The 18,006-nt window shown below is 63.2% G+C and carries 15 protein-coding genes; 4 read left to right on the top strand and 11 right to left on the bottom strand.

Features of this window, described 5'->3' with window-relative positions:
• Nucleotides 1-23 precede the first annotated feature (23 nt).
• Nucleotides 24-1,574, bottom strand: coding sequence for a trimethylamine methyltransferase family protein (locus tag HT585_RS03695; RefSeq protein ID WP_176351651.1), 1,551 nt, complete (start codon nucleotides 1,572-1,574; stop codon nucleotides 24-26).
• A 90-nt stretch (nucleotides 1,575-1,664) separates the two neighbouring features.
• Between HT585_RS03695 and HT585_RS03690 the strand changes: the two genes are divergently transcribed.
• Nucleotides 1,665-2,597, top strand: coding sequence for a LysR substrate-binding domain-containing protein (locus HT585_RS03690; RefSeq protein WP_176351650.1), 933 nt, complete (start codon nucleotides 1,665-1,667; stop codon nucleotides 2,595-2,597).
• 21 nt (nucleotides 2,598-2,618) lie between these two features.
• On the opposite strand, the gene HT585_RS03685 is transcribed toward HT585_RS03690, so the two are convergent.
• Together HT585_RS03685 and HT585_RS03680 are read right to left on the bottom strand one after the other, a co-directional pair.
• Nucleotides 2,619-3,965, bottom strand: coding sequence for a putative bifunctional diguanylate cyclase/phosphodiesterase (locus tag HT585_RS03685; RefSeq protein WP_245298512.1), 1,347 nt, complete (start codon nucleotides 3,963-3,965; stop codon nucleotides 2,619-2,621).
• 268 nt (nucleotides 3,966-4,233) lie between these two features.
• On the bottom strand, nucleotides 4,234-5,958 hold the full coding sequence (locus HT585_RS03680; protein ID WP_176351649.1) for a response regulator: 1,725 nt from the start codon (nucleotides 5,956-5,958) through the stop codon (nucleotides 4,234-4,236).
• 306 nt (nucleotides 5,959-6,264) lie between these two features.
• Here HT585_RS03680 and mutL point away from each other — a divergent pair, with 306 nt between their 5' ends.
• Together mutL and HT585_RS03670 are read left to right on the top strand one after the other, a co-directional pair.
• Nucleotides 6,265-8,073: a DNA mismatch repair endonuclease MutL gene (gene mutL / locus HT585_RS03675; protein WP_176351648.1), complete on the top strand. Its 1,809-nt coding sequence runs from the start codon at nucleotides 6,265-6,267 to the stop codon at nucleotides 8,071-8,073.
• A 94-nt stretch (nucleotides 8,074-8,167) separates the two neighbouring features.
• Entirely contained in the window at nucleotides 8,168-8,401 is a 234-nt protein-coding gene (locus HT585_RS03670; protein WP_077504207.1) for a DUF2093 domain-containing protein, read from the top strand.
• Between the two features lie 16 nt (nucleotides 8,402-8,417).
• On the opposite strand, the gene lpxK is transcribed toward HT585_RS03670, so the two are convergent.
• From lpxK to HT585_RS03640, 6 genes are all read right to left on the bottom strand, one after another.
• Nucleotides 8,418-9,458 carry a tetraacyldisaccharide 4'-kinase gene (lpxK, locus tag HT585_RS03665; protein ID WP_176351647.1) on the bottom strand — a complete coding sequence of 347 codons (1,041 nt, stop codon included), beginning with the start codon at nucleotides 9,456-9,458 and terminating at the stop codon, nucleotides 8,418-8,420.
• 275 nt (nucleotides 9,459-9,733) lie between these two features.
• Nucleotides 9,734-10,438: an HAD family hydrolase gene (locus tag HT585_RS03660; protein ID WP_176351646.1), complete on the bottom strand. Its 705-nt coding sequence runs from the start codon at nucleotides 10,436-10,438 to the stop codon at nucleotides 9,734-9,736.
• Nucleotides 10,439-10,463: 25 nt separating this feature from the next.
• Nucleotides 10,464-11,777 carry a lipid IV(A) 3-deoxy-D-manno-octulosonic acid transferase gene (waaA, locus tag HT585_RS03655; protein ID WP_176351645.1) on the bottom strand — a complete coding sequence of 438 codons (1,314 nt, stop codon included), beginning with the start codon at nucleotides 11,775-11,777 and terminating at the stop codon, nucleotides 10,464-10,466.
• A gap of 91 nt (nucleotides 11,778-11,868) precedes the next feature.
• Nucleotides 11,869-12,105, bottom strand: a complete 237-nt coding sequence (locus tag HT585_RS03650; protein ID WP_077504213.1) for a DUF4170 domain-containing protein — start codon at nucleotides 12,103-12,105, stop codon at nucleotides 11,869-11,871.
• 58 nt (nucleotides 12,106-12,163) lie between these two features.
• The gene (locus tag HT585_RS03645; RefSeq protein ID WP_176351644.1) at nucleotides 12,164-12,979 is read right to left on the bottom strand and encodes a 3'(2'),5'-bisphosphate nucleotidase CysQ; all 816 of its coding nucleotides are present in this window, start codon (nucleotides 12,977-12,979) and stop codon (nucleotides 12,164-12,166) included.
• Nucleotides 12,980-13,040: 61 nt separating this feature from the next.
• On the bottom strand, nucleotides 13,041-14,387 hold the full coding sequence (locus tag HT585_RS03640) for a TldD/PmbA family protein (protein ID WP_176351643.1): 1,347 nt from the start codon (nucleotides 14,385-14,387) through the stop codon (nucleotides 13,041-13,043).
• 150 nt (nucleotides 14,388-14,537) lie between these two features.
• Here HT585_RS03640 and HT585_RS03635 point away from each other — a divergent pair, with 150 nt between their 5' ends.
• Complete coding sequence (locus HT585_RS03635; protein ID WP_176351642.1) at nucleotides 14,538-16,373, top strand: monovalent cation:proton antiporter-2 (CPA2) family protein; 1,836 nt, start codon at nucleotides 14,538-14,540, stop codon at nucleotides 16,371-16,373.
• A gap of 128 nt (nucleotides 16,374-16,501) precedes the next feature.
• Here the strand turns inward: HT585_RS03635 and HT585_RS03630 are convergent, their stop codons facing one another.
• Nucleotides 16,502-17,386, bottom strand: a complete 885-nt coding sequence (locus HT585_RS03630; RefSeq protein ID WP_176351641.1) for a patatin-like phospholipase family protein — start codon at nucleotides 17,384-17,386, stop codon at nucleotides 16,502-16,504.
• Between the two features lie 59 nt (nucleotides 17,387-17,445).
• Entirely contained in the window at nucleotides 17,446-18,006 is a 561-nt protein-coding gene (rsmD, locus tag HT585_RS03625) for a 16S rRNA (guanine(966)-N(2))-methyltransferase RsmD (RefSeq protein WP_176351640.1), read from the bottom strand.

Genomic DNA, 18,006 nt, shown 5'->3' with positions numbered 1-18,006 from the left:
CAGTCCGAGAAGCTGGCGGGCCTTCAGTACCAGGCGTCCGCCATGTCGTTCTTGCGGCGAGAGACATAGTCGGTCAAAGCGTCATCGATTGCCACGTCCAGTGGCGGCGCATCGTATTCGGCCAGCGTCTTCTTCCAGCTGCGGTTGGCGCGCGTCGCCATGTCGGTGCCGCCCTCCTCCGTCCACTTCTCGAACGGTTCGTTGTCTGACAGCCCTGAATCCCAGAAGGCCGTCTGGTAATTGCGCATGGTGTGGTCGCAGCCGAGAAAGTGGCTGCCCGGCCCGACCTGCAGAAAGGCATCCATGGCGAGTGTGTTGTCGTCGACGACGACGCCGGCGAGATAGGCGTGCAGCGCGCCGCAGAAATCCGTGTCCATGACGAACTTTTCGTAGGACATGGCCAATAGCCCGTCGACGAAGCCGGCCGAGTGCAGGATGAAGTTGGCGCCGCAATGCACGGCCGACAGCATCGACATGACGCCCTCCTGCATCGCCTGGGCATCCGGCAGCTTGGAATTGGAGAAGTTGCCGGCACAGCGCAGCGGCAGGCCGAGACGGCGTGCCAATTGGCCGACGACCATGCTGCCGATCGCCGGCTCCGGGGTGCCGAAGGTCGGCGAACCGGAGCGCAGCGACATGGACGACAGGAAGTTGCCGAAGATCACGGGTGCGCCCTTGCGCTCCAGCTGGGTCAAGGCGCAACCGGCCAGCGTCTCGGCATAGGACTGCGCGATTGCCCCGGCATTGGTGACCGGCCCCATGGCGCCGCCGAGGATGAACGGCACGATCACCGCCGCCTGGTTCGCCCGCGCATAGGCGCGCAACGACTTCGTCATCGTCCCGTCCCAGACGAGCGGCGAATTGACGTTGACGTTGCCGAGGATGACACAATTGGCATCGACGAAATCGCGCCCGAAGAGAATGCGCGCCATTTCGATCGAGTCTTCGGCGCGATCTTCGGCGGTGATCGAGCCCATGAAGGCCCGATCGGAATACTTGATGTGACTGTAGACCATGTCGAGGTGGCGCTTGTTCACCGGCACATCGACCGGCTCGCAGATCGTACCGCCGGAATGGTGCAGCCACGGGCTCGACTGCGCCAGCTTGATCAGATTGCGGAAGTCTTCGATCGTGCCATAGCGCCGGCCGTTGTCGAGATCCGTGACGAACGGCGAACCATAGGCCGGCGAGAACACGACGTTGTTGCCGCCGATCTCGACGCTGCGGGCAGGATTGCGGGCATGCTGGGTAAACTGGCGCGGTGCGGATCGCACGATTTCTTTCAGCATGCCCGGTTCGAACGTCACGCGACAGCCGTCGAGTTTTGCACCGGCACGCTTCCAGTGATCAAGAACTGCCGGATCGTCTCGGAACTCGATGCCGACTTCGGCAAGAATGCGGTCGGCAATCGCCTCGATCCGCAGAAGGTTTTCCTCGCTCAGGATATCGTAGGTCGGAATGTTGCGGATGATATAGGGGACTCCAAGATCCCTGGCGGCGGCACCACCGCGATGTGGCCTTGAGCCTCTTGTCCGTCTTGGCGCTTCGCCCGTTGCCACAGCTGCCATTTCCATCGCCGTTCTCCCATCATTTGAGATGATGGTATTGACGAAAAATCACATTGTAACGCTGGAAAAAATTGAGCCATGCGATAAGCCTAAGTTATGGAAAATCTGCGCCGCCTGCTCCCGTCCGCAGCCAGCCTCATCGTGTTCGAGGCCGCTGGTCGCCATCAAAACTTCACCCGCGCTGCCAACGAGCTCGGCATGACGCAAGCGGCCGTCTCCTACGCCATTCGCGGATTGGAGGAGCAACTGGGCGTTCCGCTCTTCCACCGCGTGCACCGTGCCGTCGAGCTGACCGAAGCGGGAGAGAAATTCCATGCCGACGTGTCCGTCGGCTTGTCGCGTATCCAGAAATCCGCGGAAGACATCCGCTCCAAGGGGCGCGAGACCAATGTGACGCTTGCGGCCTCGACGGCCTTTGCCTCGATGTGGATGCTGCCGCGCCTCAATCGCATGCGCGAGGATCTGCCGGAGATCGATCTTAGGATCCAGACGAGCGTGCGCGACCTCGACCTCGATGAGGAGCCGATCCCGCTCGGCATCCGCGGCGGCGACCCGAGCCATTGGCCGCGCTACCATGCGGCCCTTTTGGCAGAGGAGGTCGTCAACGCGGTGGCGACGCCTGCCTACATCGAGCAGCACGGACTGCCCGGCACGCCGGCCGATCTGCTGCGCCACAACCTCATTCACCTGGAAGAACCGGTGCGGCGCGCCTGCGACTGGACCGAGTGGTTTGCCAGCGCCGGCCTTTCCTATCCGCCACAGGCGCGACGGCTTGCGATCAACGACTATGTCCTGGTGATCCAGGCGGTGCTATCGGGCGAAGGCGTTGCGCTCGGCTGGGAACATCTGACCGATCCGCAGGTGCGCTCCGGTGCCCTGGTGCCGGTCGGCAGTCACGTGCTGAAGACCGGACTGGCATTCTACGTCGTCTGGCCGCGCTCGCGCGAGCTGAACAACCAGGCGCGACGGGTCAGGGACTGGTTGCTGGCGGAAGGCACGCGAAACCGTGCCGAGAGCGCCAGGGGCTGACGCCCAAATTTACGCGAGGATCTAAAGCTGGGCTGCAACGCCGCGATAGCGGTCCGAGAGGTAGCGCATGGTGGCAACGGCATCAGCCGGCTTGCCGTAGAAATAGCCCTGGCCCATGCCGCAGCCGAGCGCCTTCAGTTTCAAGGCTTCGGAAAAATCTTCGATACCCTCGGCGACGACCTGAAGCTCCAGACCTTCGCACATCGAAACAATCGCCTTGATGATGTGCTCGGACGCCCGATCGACCGAGATTCGCGACACGAAGGCGCGGTCGATCTTGACCTTGTCGAACGAGAAATCTCGAAGGCGCCCAAGGCTCGACTGGCCCGTGCCGAAGTCATCGAGGGAGACGCGGACGCCGGCTGCCCGCAACTCGGTCACGATCTTCTGGGCGGTCTCCGCGTCGGCCATAACGGCGGTTTCGGTGATCTCCAGTTCCAGCCGTCGCGGGTCGAGGCCGATCTGGTTGATGATCGTCAAAAGCCGCGAGCTGGTGGCCGGATCCATCAATTGCGCCGACGACAGGTTGAACGACAGGAACAGCTCCTTCGGCCAGGAGAGTGCCGCGTGGGCCGCCTTGCGCAACAGCGTCTCGGCCAGCGATTCGATGAAGCCGCGCTCTTCCGCCAGAGGCACGAAGACCGCAGGCGAGACATAGCCGAGATCGGCGTCGCACCATCTGGCCAAGGCTTCGAAGCCAACGACTGCGTCGTTGCGCAGGTCGACGATCGGCTGGAAATGCACATCGACCTCGTTGGCGATGATTGCGTTGCGCAGAGCCTGCTCCAACTGCGTCGCCCGCTTCATTTCCTGGGCGATTTCCTGGGAATAGACGGTGATCTGGCCGCGACCGCGGCGCTTGGAACGATAGAGGGCCGTGTCTGCGCTCTTCAGCAGGTCTTCGAACACTTCGCCGGCAAAGGGATAAACGGCAAAACCAAACGAGGCCGAGAGGCGGACGTTGCGATCACCGAGATCGAAAGGCGCCGACAGCACCTCCTTCAACATCTGGCCGACCTTCTCGGCTCCCTTGCGCTCGAAGACGAGCGGCAGGACGAAGGCGAACTCGTCGTTTTCAGAGCGGATGATCGTCGCGCCCTCGGGCGCACAGGCTTGCAGCCGGTGGGCAACCTGGCAGAGGATCTCGTCGCCGGCCCGTGGGCCGAACAGGTCGTTGATCGGCTTGAAGCCATCGATGTTGGCAAGGCCGATCGTAAAGGGAGCAGGGTCGCTGGCGCGCTCCTCCGCCAGGTCGCAAACGGTCTTGCGGAGTTGGCGCGCATTTCCAAGCCCGGTCAACGGATCGACCGAGCTGGCGACAGCCGGTGGCTCCTTGCCGACGCGATGATATGGGGTTTCGCCTGACATCATCGGCAAGTCGCCCAAGCAGAAAGCGAACGGGCAGAGCAACCGACCACCTTAGCTGGCGCCGCGCGGCCACCTGCGGTGCGGAAATGCGCCTCCGGCAGGGTATGGGCTTGGACGGCTGTGGGGCTGCGATGCATTAGGATGGGGCTCTACGCTCTTGTGCAATTCGATGCAGAAGATCGCAATCGGGAGTTAACAATCCGATATCGCGTCGCTCCAACATCTGCCATCGAGATCCCCAATTCTAGCGAGTTGACACGATTTTCGTTCAACCTGTCGTTCGTATCGCCTTTATCGGCATGAATTTTCGCAACACGGCCTCGATCATGTCGGGGCTGACCGGCTTCATGATGTGGTCGTCCATGCCCGATGCCTTGCATTGCTGCAGGTCGATATCCAGCGCCTGTGCGGTCACCGCGACGATCGGGGTCTTCTGCCCCTTGGTCTTTTCCGCGGCGCGTATGGCCACCGCCGCATCGAAACCGTTCATGACAGGCATGGACACGTCCATGAGAACCAGCGCCGGCTGCAGCTCGTGCCAGAGTTCGACCGCCTCGCGCCCATTCGCGGCAATGCGGTGGGAGACCCCGAGGCCTTCAAGAATCTGGGTGAAGACGAACTGATTGATCTGGTTGTCCTCGGCAACGAGGACATCGACCTGCGACACAGGCACGGTCGCGGCGCCTTCGTCCTCAAACGACAGCGACCAGTCCGGTTGCAACAGCGGCGAGGCTTGCGGGCGCTCGGCGCAAACGCGGAACACTTCGGCCAGCAATGCGGCAGCGTCCTGATCCGCTTCGATCGTAAGGACGGGGCAGTTGCGCCAGGCCGTGGGCACATGCTGACCATCTGGAAAAGCACCGTCGAGAAGCAGAACGTCGAGCTTCAGACCGGCGCTCTCGGACGCCATGCCGAAGGCGGTCAATTCGTCGAGATTGCGCACAGCGCACGCTTCCAGGCCAGAGCCGCGCAGGCGCGTCACCAGGCGATCTTCCGTCAACCGATCGGCCGTCGCAAGCAGAACACGCGAGCCCCGCGCGGGGAGCGTCTCGATCATCGAGCCCGCCTCCACCAGCTGCTGCACGTTCAGCGCGCGAAAGGGATCATAGAAATTCTGAGCGGGCGCGAAAATGCTGTAGTCGCTGATCTGGAGACCGCCCGAGGCAACAGAGCCGTCCTCGGAGCCGTTGTACCAGCCGGCGATATCGGTCACGTCGTTCATGCAGGTCACGACAAAATGGCGGCCGGGCATGCCGACGCGATACTTGCGGGTGAGAACCCAGAGATCGCTGCCATCGGCGCGCACGATATGCTCGGCTTCTGAATGCGGCTTGCCGGTTTCAAGCACGTGCCGATCGGACTGCTCGAACCGTTCGGCAAGGTCGCTTTCAACCAGATCCCAGGCCGAACGCCCGAGGATCGCGTCCTGGGACAGATCGTGGATCAGGCAGAACGCCTTGTTGACGGCGATGTAGTTGAGGTTGCGATCCTTGACGCAGATCGGATTGGGCTGTGCGTCGAGAATTTCTTCCGTCAGTTCGACCCTTTCGAGATCGGTCTGCAGCTGCTCGTCGCGCTTCTTCTGATCGGAGACGTCGGTAATCGACAGGATGCCGATGCCGCTGGAGAGACGCCGCTTGCGCATCGATACCCAGCGCGTGCGGCCGGCCCTCTCGACATTCTCGTAGCGCTCGCGCCAATGCAGCGCCATATGCTCGGCAATCCAATCCTCACGGTTCGTCCTGCGACGGCTTTTTTCGGGAACGGTGCCAGGGCGAACACCGGTGTCGTAGACCGCGCCAAGGAAATCGCGCAGCCGCGTTCCGGGCAGCAGCATCTCGGATGGAACGGGAAAATATTGCAGCATCGTGCGGCTGGCAAAGAGGATGGTGTCGTCCCGACCGCAGACAAGCATCGCAAAGCCGAGCGCATCGCAGCTCGACTCGAGAATGATCCTGTTGATGTCCGCGCCGTTCGGCGCCCCATCGTTCATTGCGCTGTCCTCACTCGCCCCTGCGGCGGTTTCAGTTCGGGACATGCTGGGATTGCCTGGGAAGGCAGGCCTTCGAGCGGGGTGACACGACGTCCAGCAACGCCGCAGTGCTTCGAAGACAAAACCCGTGATCATTCAGGTTGTTGTGGAAAATCGCAGCAGAATATTAAGGGGCAATTAAATCCGCACCTCATTTTTGGGTGCACCAAGTGGTTGCACAACCAAAGCTCGGAGATCCAGGCAAGCGGACGGGGACAGACCTTTATTTTCGCTTCCGTTCCGTCGCCGAATCCGGGAAAATAGGCGATGGCCATCAAGCAGCTCTCCGAAACCCTCATCAATCAGATCGCCGCCGGCGAAGTCATCGAACGTCCGGCCAGTGCCGCTAAGGAGCTGATCGAGAACGCGCTCGACGCCGGTGCGACCAGGATCGAGATCGCCACCGCCGGTGGCGGCAAGACGCTGCTGCGCGTGACCGACAATGGCGCCGGCATGCAGCCCGCGGATCTGGAGCTGGCCGTCAAGCGGCACTGCACGTCGAAGCTGGACGACAACCTGTTCGATATTCGTACGCTCGGATTTCGCGGCGAGGCCCTGCCCTCGATCGGGTCGGTCTCCCGGCTTTCGATCACCACCCGAACGGCCGGTGCGGCCGAGGGCGCCGTCATCACCATCGCCGGCGGCAGGACGGATCCCGTGCGCCCGTCGCCTGCCAATACCGGCACGGTCGTCGAAGTCCGCGACCTGTTCTTTGCGACGCCTGCCCGGCTCAAGTTCATGAAGTCGGAAAAGGCCGAGGCATCCGCGATCTCTGACGTCGTGCGGCGCATGGCGATTGCATTTCCGAAGGTGCGCTTCGTGCTGTCCGGGTCGGATCGCACGACGCTGGAGTTTCCGGCAACGGGCGACGACCGGCTCGCGCGCATGGCGCAAGTGCTCGGCAAGGACTTTCGCGACAACGCCATCGAGATCGACGCCGAGCGCGAGGACATAAAGCTGACAGGCTTTACAGGCGTGCCGACCTACAACCGCGGCAACTCGCTGCAGCAGTATGTCTTCGTCAACGGGCGCCCGGTCCAGGACAAGCAACTGCTGTCTGCCATTCGCGCGGCCTATTCCGAAACGATCCCGCATGGCCGCTATCCCGTGGCGGTTCTGTCGATCACGCTTGACCCGGCGCTCGTCGACGTCAACGTGCATCCGGCAAAATCAGATGTCCGCTTCCGCGATCCAGGCCTCATCCGAGGGCTGATCATCGGCGCGATCCGCCAGGCTCTGGCGCGCGAGGGCGACCGGGCGTCGACGACGGGCGCGAGCGGAATGATGCAAGCGTTCCGCTCCGGGCAGTATCGACCGCAGCAGCCCTGGAGCGCGGAGACCTCTCCTTCCCGGCCGACGCATTTCGATACCATGCTTCGCGGCCTGTCCGAGACGCCGCAGGCGAGCTTTGCCGCCTTCTCCGCCCCGTCGGCCCGCACGGCATCACTTTCACCCGAACCTCAACGGACCGTCGCGGACGCGCCCGCGCCGCAATCGTTTCCGCTTGGTGCCGTGCGCGCCCAGCTTCACGAAAACTACATCGTCGCGCAGACCCAGGACGGCCTTGTCATCGTCGACCAGCATGCCGCGCACGAACGTCTCGTGTTCGAAACCATGCGAACGGCGCTTCATTCTAAGCCGGTTGCCGCCCAGTCGTTGCTGATCCCGGAAATCGTCGATCTTTCGGAAGACGATTGCGACCGGCTGATGACGCATGCACACGAACTGGGTCGCCTCGGTCTCGGCATCGAGCGCTTCGGGCCAGGGGCTATCGCAGTCAGGGAAACGCCGGCGATGCTGGGCGAGATGGATGCCGCGGGCCTCGTGCGCCAGCTCGCCGACGAGATTGCCGAATGGGATACGGCCAACGGGCTTTCAAGCCGTCTTGAATATCTCGCCGCAACGATGGCCTGCCATGGCTCGGTCCGCTCGGGCCGCCGGATGCGCACCGAGGAAATGAACGCGCTCCTGCGCCAGATGGAAGCAACGCCCGGCTCCGGCCAGTGCAACCACGGCAGACCCACCTATATCGAGCTGAAGCTCTCCGACATCGAGCGGCTGTTCGGCCGGAGCTGACCGCGGACGATCGGGAAGGCGAAATGCGCTGGCATTTTGGCGAACGCCGGGCTAGATCAGAGACCAGACCAAGAAGACGGAATGGGCATAGACGATGATGAACCGGTTTGAAGGAAGCGCCTCGCGCGAAGCGAAGATCCGTTATCTCGACGGCGACTTCCAGATCGTTCTTGCCGGGTCTCACGTCATCTGCGCGATGACGGGCAAGACCATTCCGGTCGACGAATTGCGCTACTGGAGCGTCGCTCGCCAGGAGCCCTACATCGATGCGGAAGCATCGCTCGAAGCCGAGAAACGCGCCGGCGCCCTGCCGAACCAGCGCCGCTAAACCATTTCCAGGAAAATTACTTCTGCTCTGCTTCCCGCAGCTTTCGGGCGCGTGCCGCCGACAGCGCTGATGTCACGATCTTTGCCGGTGCCGTCGGATCGTCGAAGCGCACGTCGATTTCGATCACCCGACTGGCTGCCGCCAGCTCCGCCGCCCGGCCGTGGCCCGGCTCAAGACGAACCATGTCCTTGGCGGTAGTCACGAGGGTGCAGCCGAGTGCCGCGGCGCGGTCGAGCAGGTCCGATATCTCGTCCTCCGAGAAATGATGATGGTCGGGGAAACTTCGGGTTTCCTCGATCACGGCACCGGTTTCGCGCACGGTGCGATAGAATTTCTCCGGGTCGGCGATGCCGGCCCAGGCCAGCACCTTGACGCCGTTCAGCGAGCCGTCGTCGAGGCGCACGACCTCCGCTTCGTAGATCTGCTTGCCTGCCCGCGCGGCACGGCGGATCAAGGCGTCGGCTTCGGCGCCGCCTCCGATCTTCAACAGGGCCGTCGCATGGCGCAGCTGCTTGGAGATGGGTGCCCGCACGGGCCCCGACGGGACGAGGTACCCGTTGCCGATGCCGCGGCGGGAATCGATGACCAGAAGGGCAAAGTCGAAGGCGAGACGCGCGCTCTGGAAACCATCGTCCATGATGATGATGTCGACGCCCTCGGCGACCAGCCGGCGGGCGCCATCGACGCGGCGACGGCAGACGACCGTCAACGCCTCACGCGACAGCAGCAGTGGCTCATCGCCGACGTCGCGTGCCCTGTGGTGCTCGGGTTCGACGACCGTCGTCACATCGAGTGAACCGCCATAACCACGACTGAGGAATCCGGGCTTCAGCCCCTTCGCCTTGACGGCGCGCGCAAGTGCGATCGCCGTCGGCGTCTTGCCGGCGCCGCCGACGGTAAAATTACCGATGCAAATGATCGGGACCGGCACGGAAGCGCGACGGGCGCGGTCCATGCGCAGGCCGGCAACGCGTCCATAAATCCAGGAAAACGGCCACAATGCCCGGGCACGCCAATCCGCCTTGGTCCACCAGAACGGCGGCGCTTCCGATACCATAGTTCTTTCCGTAACCCCGTCTGGTCCTTCCGGGAAGGACGATGCACATCGTGGCTATCGCTGCCCAAAAAACGGCGACGGCATTGTTGGCCGACAAAAAACGTCAGAACGCGGAAAAAGGCAAGCGGCACAAGACACTATGCGGTTCCGTCAGACCTCTCGCCTAACTCAGGGTGCTGCTCTCCACGGCAAGGCGCCGTTCAAGCTCCTCGATCAGAATGTTGGGGAGTGAAGGGCAATGCCCGTCACCCCGCGACGCTAGCTCGGCAAAAAACCTAGAGGACGGCTTCAAGCTCGGTGATGTCGGCCAAGCAATGGTCCGACGCTGCGGCGAGCGACTGGCGCGAGCCGGTGCCCGTGAGCACCGCCACCGTCATGCCGACGCCGGCGCTGCGGCCCATGTTCATGTCGTGATTGTTGTCGCCGACGACCACGACCTGTTGCGGCTCGAGCCCGGTGGCGGCGCAGAAGCCGAGCACCATGCCGGGCTCCGGCTTGACGCCATAGCCGCTGTCGTAACCGGCTATGTAATGCAGATAGCCGTCGAAGCCGAAGCGGCGGGCTGTCTCGCGGATCGAGCGCTCGTTGTCGCTGGAGGCGACACCGAGACGATAGCCCTTGGCATGCAGGCCGGCGAAGAACGAACCGAGGTCGGTGACCGGCACCGCATATTCGGCGGAGCGGGCAAACAAGCCGTCGAACAGCGTCGTCAGCGCTTCCACGGTGAACGGCGCACCGGCGTTGACGAACCCGGTCGCGATCTCGACGGTGTTGCCGGCGGCAAGCAGGCTGTCGGGCAGCACGTGGCCGGTGTCCGCATCCATGCCGCCCGCCTTCAGCAGCGTGCGGGCCAGGGCCTCATCGCCCTTGGCGGCGATCTTCGCCAGCTCGTAGTTCACCGGCACCCAACTCTTGGCATAGTCGAGCAGCGTGCCGTCCTTGTCGAACAGGATGCCGGCAATGGCTGTCGGTGCGCTCATGGTGATCTCAAGTCTCCCGGTGCGGTCAAAGGTCGTTGCGCGGCTCGAGCCGTGCCTTGACGACGAGCGGATTGATATAGGGCTCGAGCCCCTTCATCGTCGCCGACAGCGCGCCGCGCATTTCTTGCACGGTTTCGAGGCCGGCATCGATCATCGAGCGACGCATGTCGTCGTTGGCGAGCAGATAGTTGACGCCCTTGGCCAGCATCTCGACATCGCGGACGATCTTGGCGCTGCCGTTCTTGGCGAGCATCTGATAGGTCTCGCGAAAGTTCTGGACGTTGCCGCCAGAAAGAACGGCGCAGCCGAGCATGGCCGGCTCGAGCGGGTTCTGTCCGCCTTCGGCAAACAGCGAACGGCCGACAAAAGCCACTTCGGTCAGGCGCAGATAGAGCCCCATCTCGCCGATCGTATCGCCAAGGAAGATATCGACGTCGGGTGTCAGCGGGTCGCGGCGGGTACGACGCGCGACCTTCAGCCCCTTGCCCGCCAGCGCCGCCTCGATCGCATCGCTGCGCTCGGGGTGCCGCGGCACGATGATGGTCAGCAGGCCGGTGCGTTCCTTCAGCGCGCGATGCACGACGCCGGCCGCAGCCTCTTCGCCGTCGAAGGTCGAGATCGCGGCCCAGGTCTTGCGGGTGCCGATCTGCTGGCGATACTCCTTCAACGCTTGCGGATCGTGCGGGGGTGCGTCGGTATCGACCTTCAGGTTGCCCGAGACCATCACCGGCAGGGCGCCCAGCGTGCGAAAGCGCTCGGCGTCGACATCGGATTGCGCGATGACCAGCGCGAGGTTCTCAAACAACGCGTCGGCGAGCGCCGGCCGTTTCTTCCAGCGGGCGAATGTCCGGTCGGAAAGCCGTCCGTTGACCAGAACCTGCGGGATGTGGCGCCGCCCGAGTTCGAGGATCGTCATCGGCCAGATCTCGGACTCGGCGATGATCGCCAGATCCGGCTGCCAGTATTCAAGGAAGCGGTTGACCGCCGGCTTGAAATCGAGCGGCACGTACTGGTGGATAACCGCCGAACCCAGGCGCCCGGCCGCGACCCGTGCCGAAGTGGTCGTGCCGGTCGTCAGGACGACGTTGATGCCGCGGCGATGGATTTCCTTGATCAGCGGGATGACCGCATTCGTCTCGCCGACGCTTGCGGCATGGAACCAGACGAGCGGACCCTGCGGCCGCGGCACGCTGGCATAACCGTAGCGCTCGCGGCGACGGACCGGGTCCTCCTTGCCCTTCGCGGCGCGCAGGGCAAGATAGGACCACACGAACGGATAGATCGCCGAACCGATCCAGCGATAGCTCGAAAGCGCCAGTCGGGCGCGAAAGCTGCTCATGGCTTCAGTCCCCCGCCCGATGCAAAGCTCGGGCGAAGGTCAGACGCAGCGAGCGCGCAGGAACGCGCCACGCATGCCCTCGGCATCGGCATCAATCGTTTTCCGGATCGAGCAGGCGATGCATATGAACGATGAAATACCGCATATGCGCATTGTCGACGGTCATCTGCGCCTTCGACTTCCAGGCAATGTGCGCGCTTTCGTAGTCAGGAAAAATGCCGACGATATCGAGCTTGTCCAGGTCACGAAAATGAACATCGGTGAGCGTGGTCAGTTCACCACCAAAGACCAGATGCAGACGTTGTTTCTTCTCGGAGTCGTGAGCCATTGGAGTTCCATTTTCTTATAGGATATGGGCGTTGGTTTGCGGCATTCGGCCCGAAAGGTCAATGGCCCTCAAGGGTCCTGGACGCGGCAAGCAATCCCGGCAACGCCGCCTTCGACGCCGCGCAAAGAAGGCCATGAACCACATTGGGGCGATTGTAGGACAGAGCCTGGGATTGAAGTGTATTGAGCCCTCCGCCCGCCCTTTCAAGGATGAGATCAGCGGCGGCGAGATCCCAATCATGGGAATTCTTCTTGACCACCGTGCCGTCGATCCGGCCATCGGCAACCATTGCCAGCCGGTAGGCCAGCGACGGTACATGCGGCACCCGAACGATGCCGTTGCGGAAGGAAGGCGCCAGGCTCGAAACGATGTCTTCGGCGACCGCCACGTGCAGGGCATCGCCGTCCTGGACGTCACGCACACGGATGCTCGCGCCGTTCTTCAGCGCCGGGCCATTCAAGGTTGCCTCATAGACCTCGTCGAGCGCCGGCGCATAGAGCACGCCGGCGACAGGCAGACCTCGGTGGACGACAGCGACACTCACGCACCAGAGATCCTTGCCGGCGATGAAGGCGCGGGTGCCGTCGATAGGATCCACGACGAAGACCGCCTCGCAGGACAGACGGCTCTGGTCGTCGTCGGTCTCTTCCGAGAGCCAGCCGTAGTTCGGGCGAGCGAGAAGCAGGCGTTCCTTCAGAATATCGTTGGCGGCGATATCGGCCTCGCTGACCGGCGAACGTCCCTCGTTCTTCCAGCGTACATCGGGCTTGTTGCGGAAGTAGCGCAGCGCGGTCTCGCCCGCGGCGATCGCGGCGGAAAGGATCAGATCCAGATCCTCCTTCCACGTCGCGATCGATGGTGCTTTGTCTGACATTCAAATCCTTATGCGCCGGCATGTCGCCGAACGCTTTTGTCATGGCATCGACGTGCGCAGCTTACAGACCGGCGAGCGTCATGCCTTCGATGGCGAGCGTCGGCGCGGCAACCCCGAACTTCCTGTCGATGTCGTCGGCCGGCGTGATGGCCATGAACATCTGCTTGAGGTTCGAAGCGATCGTGACTTCAGACACGGCAAAAGACAATTCGCCGTTTTCAATCCAGAAGCCCGAAGCGCCGCGGCTGTATTCGCCGGTCACCATGTTGACGCCCTGCCCGATCAGCTCGGTGACGTAGAAACCGGTTCCGACGCTACGGATCAGCTCTTCGCGCGAAATCGAGCCGGGCTCCAGTGCGAGGTTGGTCGAGGCAGGATTGACCGTCGGCCCACCGCGCACGCCGCGACCGTTGGTCTCAAGACCGAGTTCGCGTGCGGCAGACGTCGACAGAAACCAATGGTTCAGCACGCCATCCTCGACCATCGTCAGCCTCTCCCCGCTGACGCCCTCGCCGTCGAAGGGACGCGAAGACGAGCCGCGCACGATAAGGGGATCGTCGGTCACCGACAGGCCGGCCTTCATGATCTGCTTGCCCATCATGTCGCGCAAGAAACTGGTCTTGCGCGCGACGGATGCGCCGTTGATGGCGCCGGCGATGTGACCGACAAAACCGCGCGCCATGCGCGGATCGAAAACGACGGTGACGTTCTTGGCGGTCGGCACCTGGCGGGGATTGATGCGCGCGACGGCACGCTCGCCCGCAACCCGTCCGATGTCATCGGCGGCACGCAGTTCGTCGAAATAGATGCGGCTGTCGTAATCGTAGTCGCGCTCCATCTTCGTGCCTTCGCCGGCGATCGCGCTCACAGAGCGGCCGAAGCGTGTTGCCATGTAGGAGCCGGAGAAGCCATGCGAGGTGACGAGCACCAGCCCGCCCATGCCGGCCGACGCACCCGCACCGCTGGAGTTGGTAACGCCGGAAACCGCGAGCGCGGCTTCCTCGGCGGCAAGTGCCGCTTCTGTCAGGGCGTCCGTCGAAACCTCGCTGGTGTCGAAGAGTTGGAGATCCGGGTAGGATTTCGCCAGGCGATCCGGATCGGCGAGCGAAGCGAAGGGGTCTTCCGGCGAGGCCTTGGCCATCGCCACGGCCCGTTCGGCGAGCACCTTCAGTTCGAAACCGGGATTGGCCGATACGCTGGCGACGCGGTTGCCGACGAAGACGCGCAGCGAGAAATCGTCGCTTTCGGATGCTTCAGTCGCCTCGACCTTGCCGAGGCGAACCGAGACGGAGCGGGAGCGGCCGCGAACGACGACGGCGTCAGCCGCATCGGCGCCTGCCTTGCGGGCAAGGTCCACCAGTTCGGCGGCGCGTTTTTCGAGGGAGGCGGAATCGATCGTTTCTGACATGATGTGGCCTTTCATTCCTGCCCCATTTATTGTGCACTGAAGCATGCATCAAGGGCATTGGCATGATTCCCGCCCAGACACCGCAATGTTACTCCCGCCGAAACCTTCGTTTGCCCAAGGCAGGACGAGGCGATATCGAAAGCCGCACGCATGACGACGACCCCGATCCTTTACACCCAGGCGCTGATGCTGCTCGGTGGCGCCGTGTTGGCGGCACCTCTGTTCAAGCGCCTCGGGCTCGGCACGATCCTCGGTTATCTCGCAGCCGGCATCCTTATCGGCCCGGTGGCGCAGCGGATTACCGAAGGGGAAGAAATTCTGCATGTGTCTGAACTGGGCGTCGTCTTCCTGCTGTTCATCATCGGATTGGAACTGAAGCCGTCACGGCTCTGGCAGATGCGGCGCGACATCTTCGGTCTTGGCACCGCACAGGTCATGCTGACCGGCATCATCCTTTCCTACGGGATTGTCTTGACCGGCCTGCTCGACTGGGGCGGGAGCATCGTCGCAGGCTTCGGCCTTGCCCTTTCCTCTACCGCCTTCGCCATGCAGATCCTTGACGAGGGCAACGATCGCAACACGCGCTTCGGCCAGCGCGCTTTCTCGATCCTCTTGCTGCAGGACCTGGCGATCGTGCCGCTGCTCGCCCTGATCCCACTTCTGGCAGCGCAGGCACCGGAAGATACAACGCCACCGCTCGAAGATTTCGCCATCGCGATTACCGCGATCGCCATCCTCTTCGCCGCGGGCCGCTATCTGCTGAACCCGCTGTTTCAGATCATCGCGCGCACCGGTGCGCGCGATGTGATGATTGCCGCGGCGCTTCTGGTCGTCATGGGAGCGGCGACGATGATGCAGCTGGCCGGCCTTTCGATGGCCATGGGCGCGTTCCTTGCCGGGGTGCTTCTGGCCGAATCCTCCTATCGCCACGAACTCGAGGCCGACATCGAGCCCTTTCGCGGTATCCTGCAGGCGCTGTTCTTCATGGCCGTCGGCCTGTCGCTGCAGCTCGACATCATCATCGACAAGTACCTGGTGATCATCGTCGCCGTGCCGCTCCTGATGCTGGTGAAGAGCTTCGTGCTCTACTGGCTCTGCCGGCTGGCCGGATCCCATCACAACGATGCTGTGCGCGTCTGCCTGCTCTTGCCGCAGGGCGGCGAGTTCGGCTTCGTGCTGTTCACCGCGGCTGCCACCGCGGGCGTCTTCTCCCAGGGCAACGCCTCGCTGCTCGTTGCCATCGTGACGCTGTCGATGGCGCTGACGCCGATCGCCTCCATGCTCGCCCCGCGCCTGATGCGCGAACAGGACGAGATGGCCGACGAGATGGAGGAGGATTTCGAAGGGGCCGACGCCGACGTGCTGATGATCGGCTTTTCGCGCTTTGGCCAGATCGCCGCGCAGATCCTGCTGGCCGGGGGACGCGACGTGACGATCATCGACCACTCCGCCGCCCGTGTTCGCCAGGCTGCGACCTTCGGCTTCCGGATCTACTTCGGCGACGGCAACCGGCTCGACGTGCTGCGCGCCGCCGGCATCGAGCGGGCGAAACTCGTCGCCATCTGCACTCAGAAGAAGGAAACGACCGACCGGATCGTCGATCTGGTGCAGGCCGAATATCCGGATGCCCGTATCTTCGCCCGGTCCTATGACCGGCTGCACACACTCGAACTGCGGGCAAAGGGCGTCGACTACGAATTGCGCGAGACCTTCGAGTCCGGCCTGCTGTTCGGCCGAAAGACGCTGGAGGCACTGGGCGTCGGCAACGACGAGGCGCTCGCAATCATGGACGACATCCGCAAGCGCGACGAAGCGCGTCTCGTCCTGCAGGAGGCCGAAGGCATTACCGCCGGGCGTGACATGCTGCATTCGCAACCCGTGCGTCCAGAACCGCTGGTCAAGCCCAAGCGCGATGTCGATCATTCCTCGGAAACCGGCGAGAGCATCCTGCCGGGGCTGCCTGTCGATGTGCGGGAAAGTGCATAAGCGCATTTCCAGGAAAAGCGAGACGCGGTTCTCGGTCCTGAAAATGTGTGAAAGCAACGCGTGCGTTCTTTTGACGTACGGCTGTGAGCCTGAAACGCGGGTGTCAGGACCGAAGCGGTGCAGCGGCCTCACCCGGAGACGCTTGCCACCTTCATTCGCTCTTCAAGCGTGCGCTTGAACTGATCCTTGATACCAGCGGTGGCCGCCAGGATCTCTTTTGCGCGCAGAAAATCCATCACCCGGTAGCGGCCGACATCGGGCCGCAGCAGGATATCCGGCGCGCCCTCCTTCAGCTTCATCGCAATGATCGACTGCATCATCAGCTGGCTCGCCCCGAACAGGCTGTCGATACGGCTCGGGATCGTCTTGCCGTCACCATCAGGGCCGCCGACGACGTCCACGCCGACGACGATTTCGGCAAGGCCGCGCAGATGGTCGAAGGGAATGGGATTGTAGATACCGCCATCGATCATCACCCGTCCTTCGATCTTCACCGGCATGAAGACCGCAGGCAGCGCCGCCGACGCGGCCAGGGCCTTCTGCAGATCGCCCGTCTCGCAGACGTGCTCCGTCTGGCCGTAATAGTCGGTGACGACGACCTTGAGCGGCACGCCCAATTCCGAAAACGTCGCAGGGATGCCTGCGGGCAGGAACGCCTTCAAGACGCGTTCGACGTTGAACTGACCGAAACGGAAACCGTTGGTCATCGCTTCCGACCAACTTGCCGGTCGCAACTGCCACAAGCGATTGACGACCTCGCGGCGGTGGCCAACCGTGGCCAGCGTGTGCTCGCGGATTTCCTTGCCGCTGACGCCCGCCGCCATGCCGGCACCCATGATGGCGCCGATCGACGAACCGGCGATGACGACAGGGCGAATGCCCAACTCGTTGAAAGCCTCGATGACATGGATATGGGCGAGCCCACGGGCACCGCCGCCACCGAGCGCCAGCGCGACCGACGGCTCGCTCGCGCTTGCAGGCGAAACATTCACGGTAGATACGTCCTGCTTCATCGACGTGCGCCCCAGTTCAATCGGCAGTCTAACTGTGCAAGCGAATCAAAAGTGTGACGTCAGGCGCCACGGAAGCGGTAGAAGTGCATGCGTGTGTCGCCGAATACCCTGACGTCCAGCCGCTCGAAAACGGCTGTTGGCGCCGGCTGAACGTCTGCACGTTCCTCCAGCACGACCAAAGCATTGGGAACCAGCCAGTTGCCGAGAGCCGCCGATTCCAGCGCCTTTTCTCCCAGTCCCTTGGCATAGGGCGGATCCGCAAAAACCAGGTGGAACGGCTCCATCGTGCCGACGGAACCGAGACTGGTCGCATCCCTGCGGAAGACCTTGGCACGGCCCTGAAGGCCGAACGCCTCGATATTGTTCTGCAGCAGGCCCCTGCCCTCGACGCCCTGCTCGACGAAGAGCGCCTGACGACACCCCCGCGAGAGCGCTTCGAGCCCGACGGCGCCGGTGCCGGCAAAGAGATCCAGCACCCGCGTGCCATCGAGAGCCTCCGGATAGGAATGGCTCAGGATGTTAAACAGACTCTCGCGCGTCCGATCGGTCGTCGGACGGATGTCGTTCGACTTGGGCGTGGCGAGACTGCGGCCACGGAACTCACCGCCGACAATGCGCAC

Origin of the sequence: Ensifer oleiphilus (genome assembly GCF_013371465.1) — a bacterium.
In the GTDB taxonomy this organism is placed as follows: domain Bacteria; phylum Pseudomonadota; class Alphaproteobacteria; order Rhizobiales; family Rhizobiaceae; genus Ensifer; species Ensifer oleiphilus.
The sequence above is the reverse complement of the archived record's forward strand: the minus strand, read 5'-3'. Positions and strand labels throughout refer to the sequence as shown.

Excerpts from the sequence above, each read along its gene's own strand:
- mutL (WP_176351648.1), top strand. The coding sequence starts at position 6,265 with ATGGCCATCAAGCAGCTCTCCGAAACCCTCATCAATCAGATCGCCGCC.
- HT585_RS03680 (WP_176351649.1), bottom strand. The coding sequence starts at position 5,958 with ATGAACGATGGGGCGCCGAACGGCGCGGACATCAACAGGATCATTCTC.
- HT585_RS03660 (WP_176351646.1), bottom strand. The coding sequence starts at position 10,438 with ATGAGCGCACCGACAGCCATTGCCGGCATCCTGTTCGACAAGGACGGC.
- HT585_RS03650 (WP_077504213.1), bottom strand. The coding sequence starts at position 12,105 with ATGGCTCACGACTCCGAGAAGAAACAACGTCTGCATCTGGTCTTTGGT.
- HT585_RS03640 (WP_176351643.1), bottom strand. The coding sequence starts at position 14,387 with ATGTCAGAAACGATCGATTCCGCCTCCCTCGAAAAACGCGCCGCCGAA.
- HT585_RS03645 (WP_176351644.1), bottom strand. The coding sequence starts at position 12,979 with ATGTCAGACAAAGCACCATCGATCGCGACGTGGAAGGAGGATCTGGAT.
- HT585_RS03630 (WP_176351641.1), bottom strand. The coding sequence starts at position 17,386 with ATGAAGCAGGACGTATCTACCGTGAATGTTTCGCCTGCAAGCGCGAGC.
- lpxK (WP_176351647.1), bottom strand. The coding sequence starts at position 9,458 with ATGGTATCGGAAGCGCCGCCGTTCTGGTGGACCAAGGCGGATTGGCGT.
- HT585_RS03635 (WP_176351642.1), top strand. The coding sequence starts at position 14,538 with ATGACGACGACCCCGATCCTTTACACCCAGGCGCTGATGCTGCTCGGT.
- waaA (WP_176351645.1), bottom strand. The coding sequence starts at position 11,777 with ATGAGCAGCTTTCGCGCCCGACTGGCGCTTTCGAGCTATCGCTGGATC.
- HT585_RS03695 (WP_176351651.1), bottom strand. The coding sequence starts at position 1,574 with ATGGAAATGGCAGCTGTGGCAACGGGCGAAGCGCCAAGACGGACAAGA.
- HT585_RS03685 (WP_245298512.1), bottom strand. The coding sequence starts at position 3,965 with ATGTCAGGCGAAACCCCATATCATCGCGTCGGCAAGGAGCCACCGGCT.
- HT585_RS03690 (WP_176351650.1), top strand. The coding sequence starts at position 1,665 with ATGGAAAATCTGCGCCGCCTGCTCCCGTCCGCAGCCAGCCTCATCGTG.
- HT585_RS03670 (WP_077504207.1), top strand. The coding sequence starts at position 8,168 with ATGATGAACCGGTTTGAAGGAAGCGCCTCGCGCGAAGCGAAGATCCGT.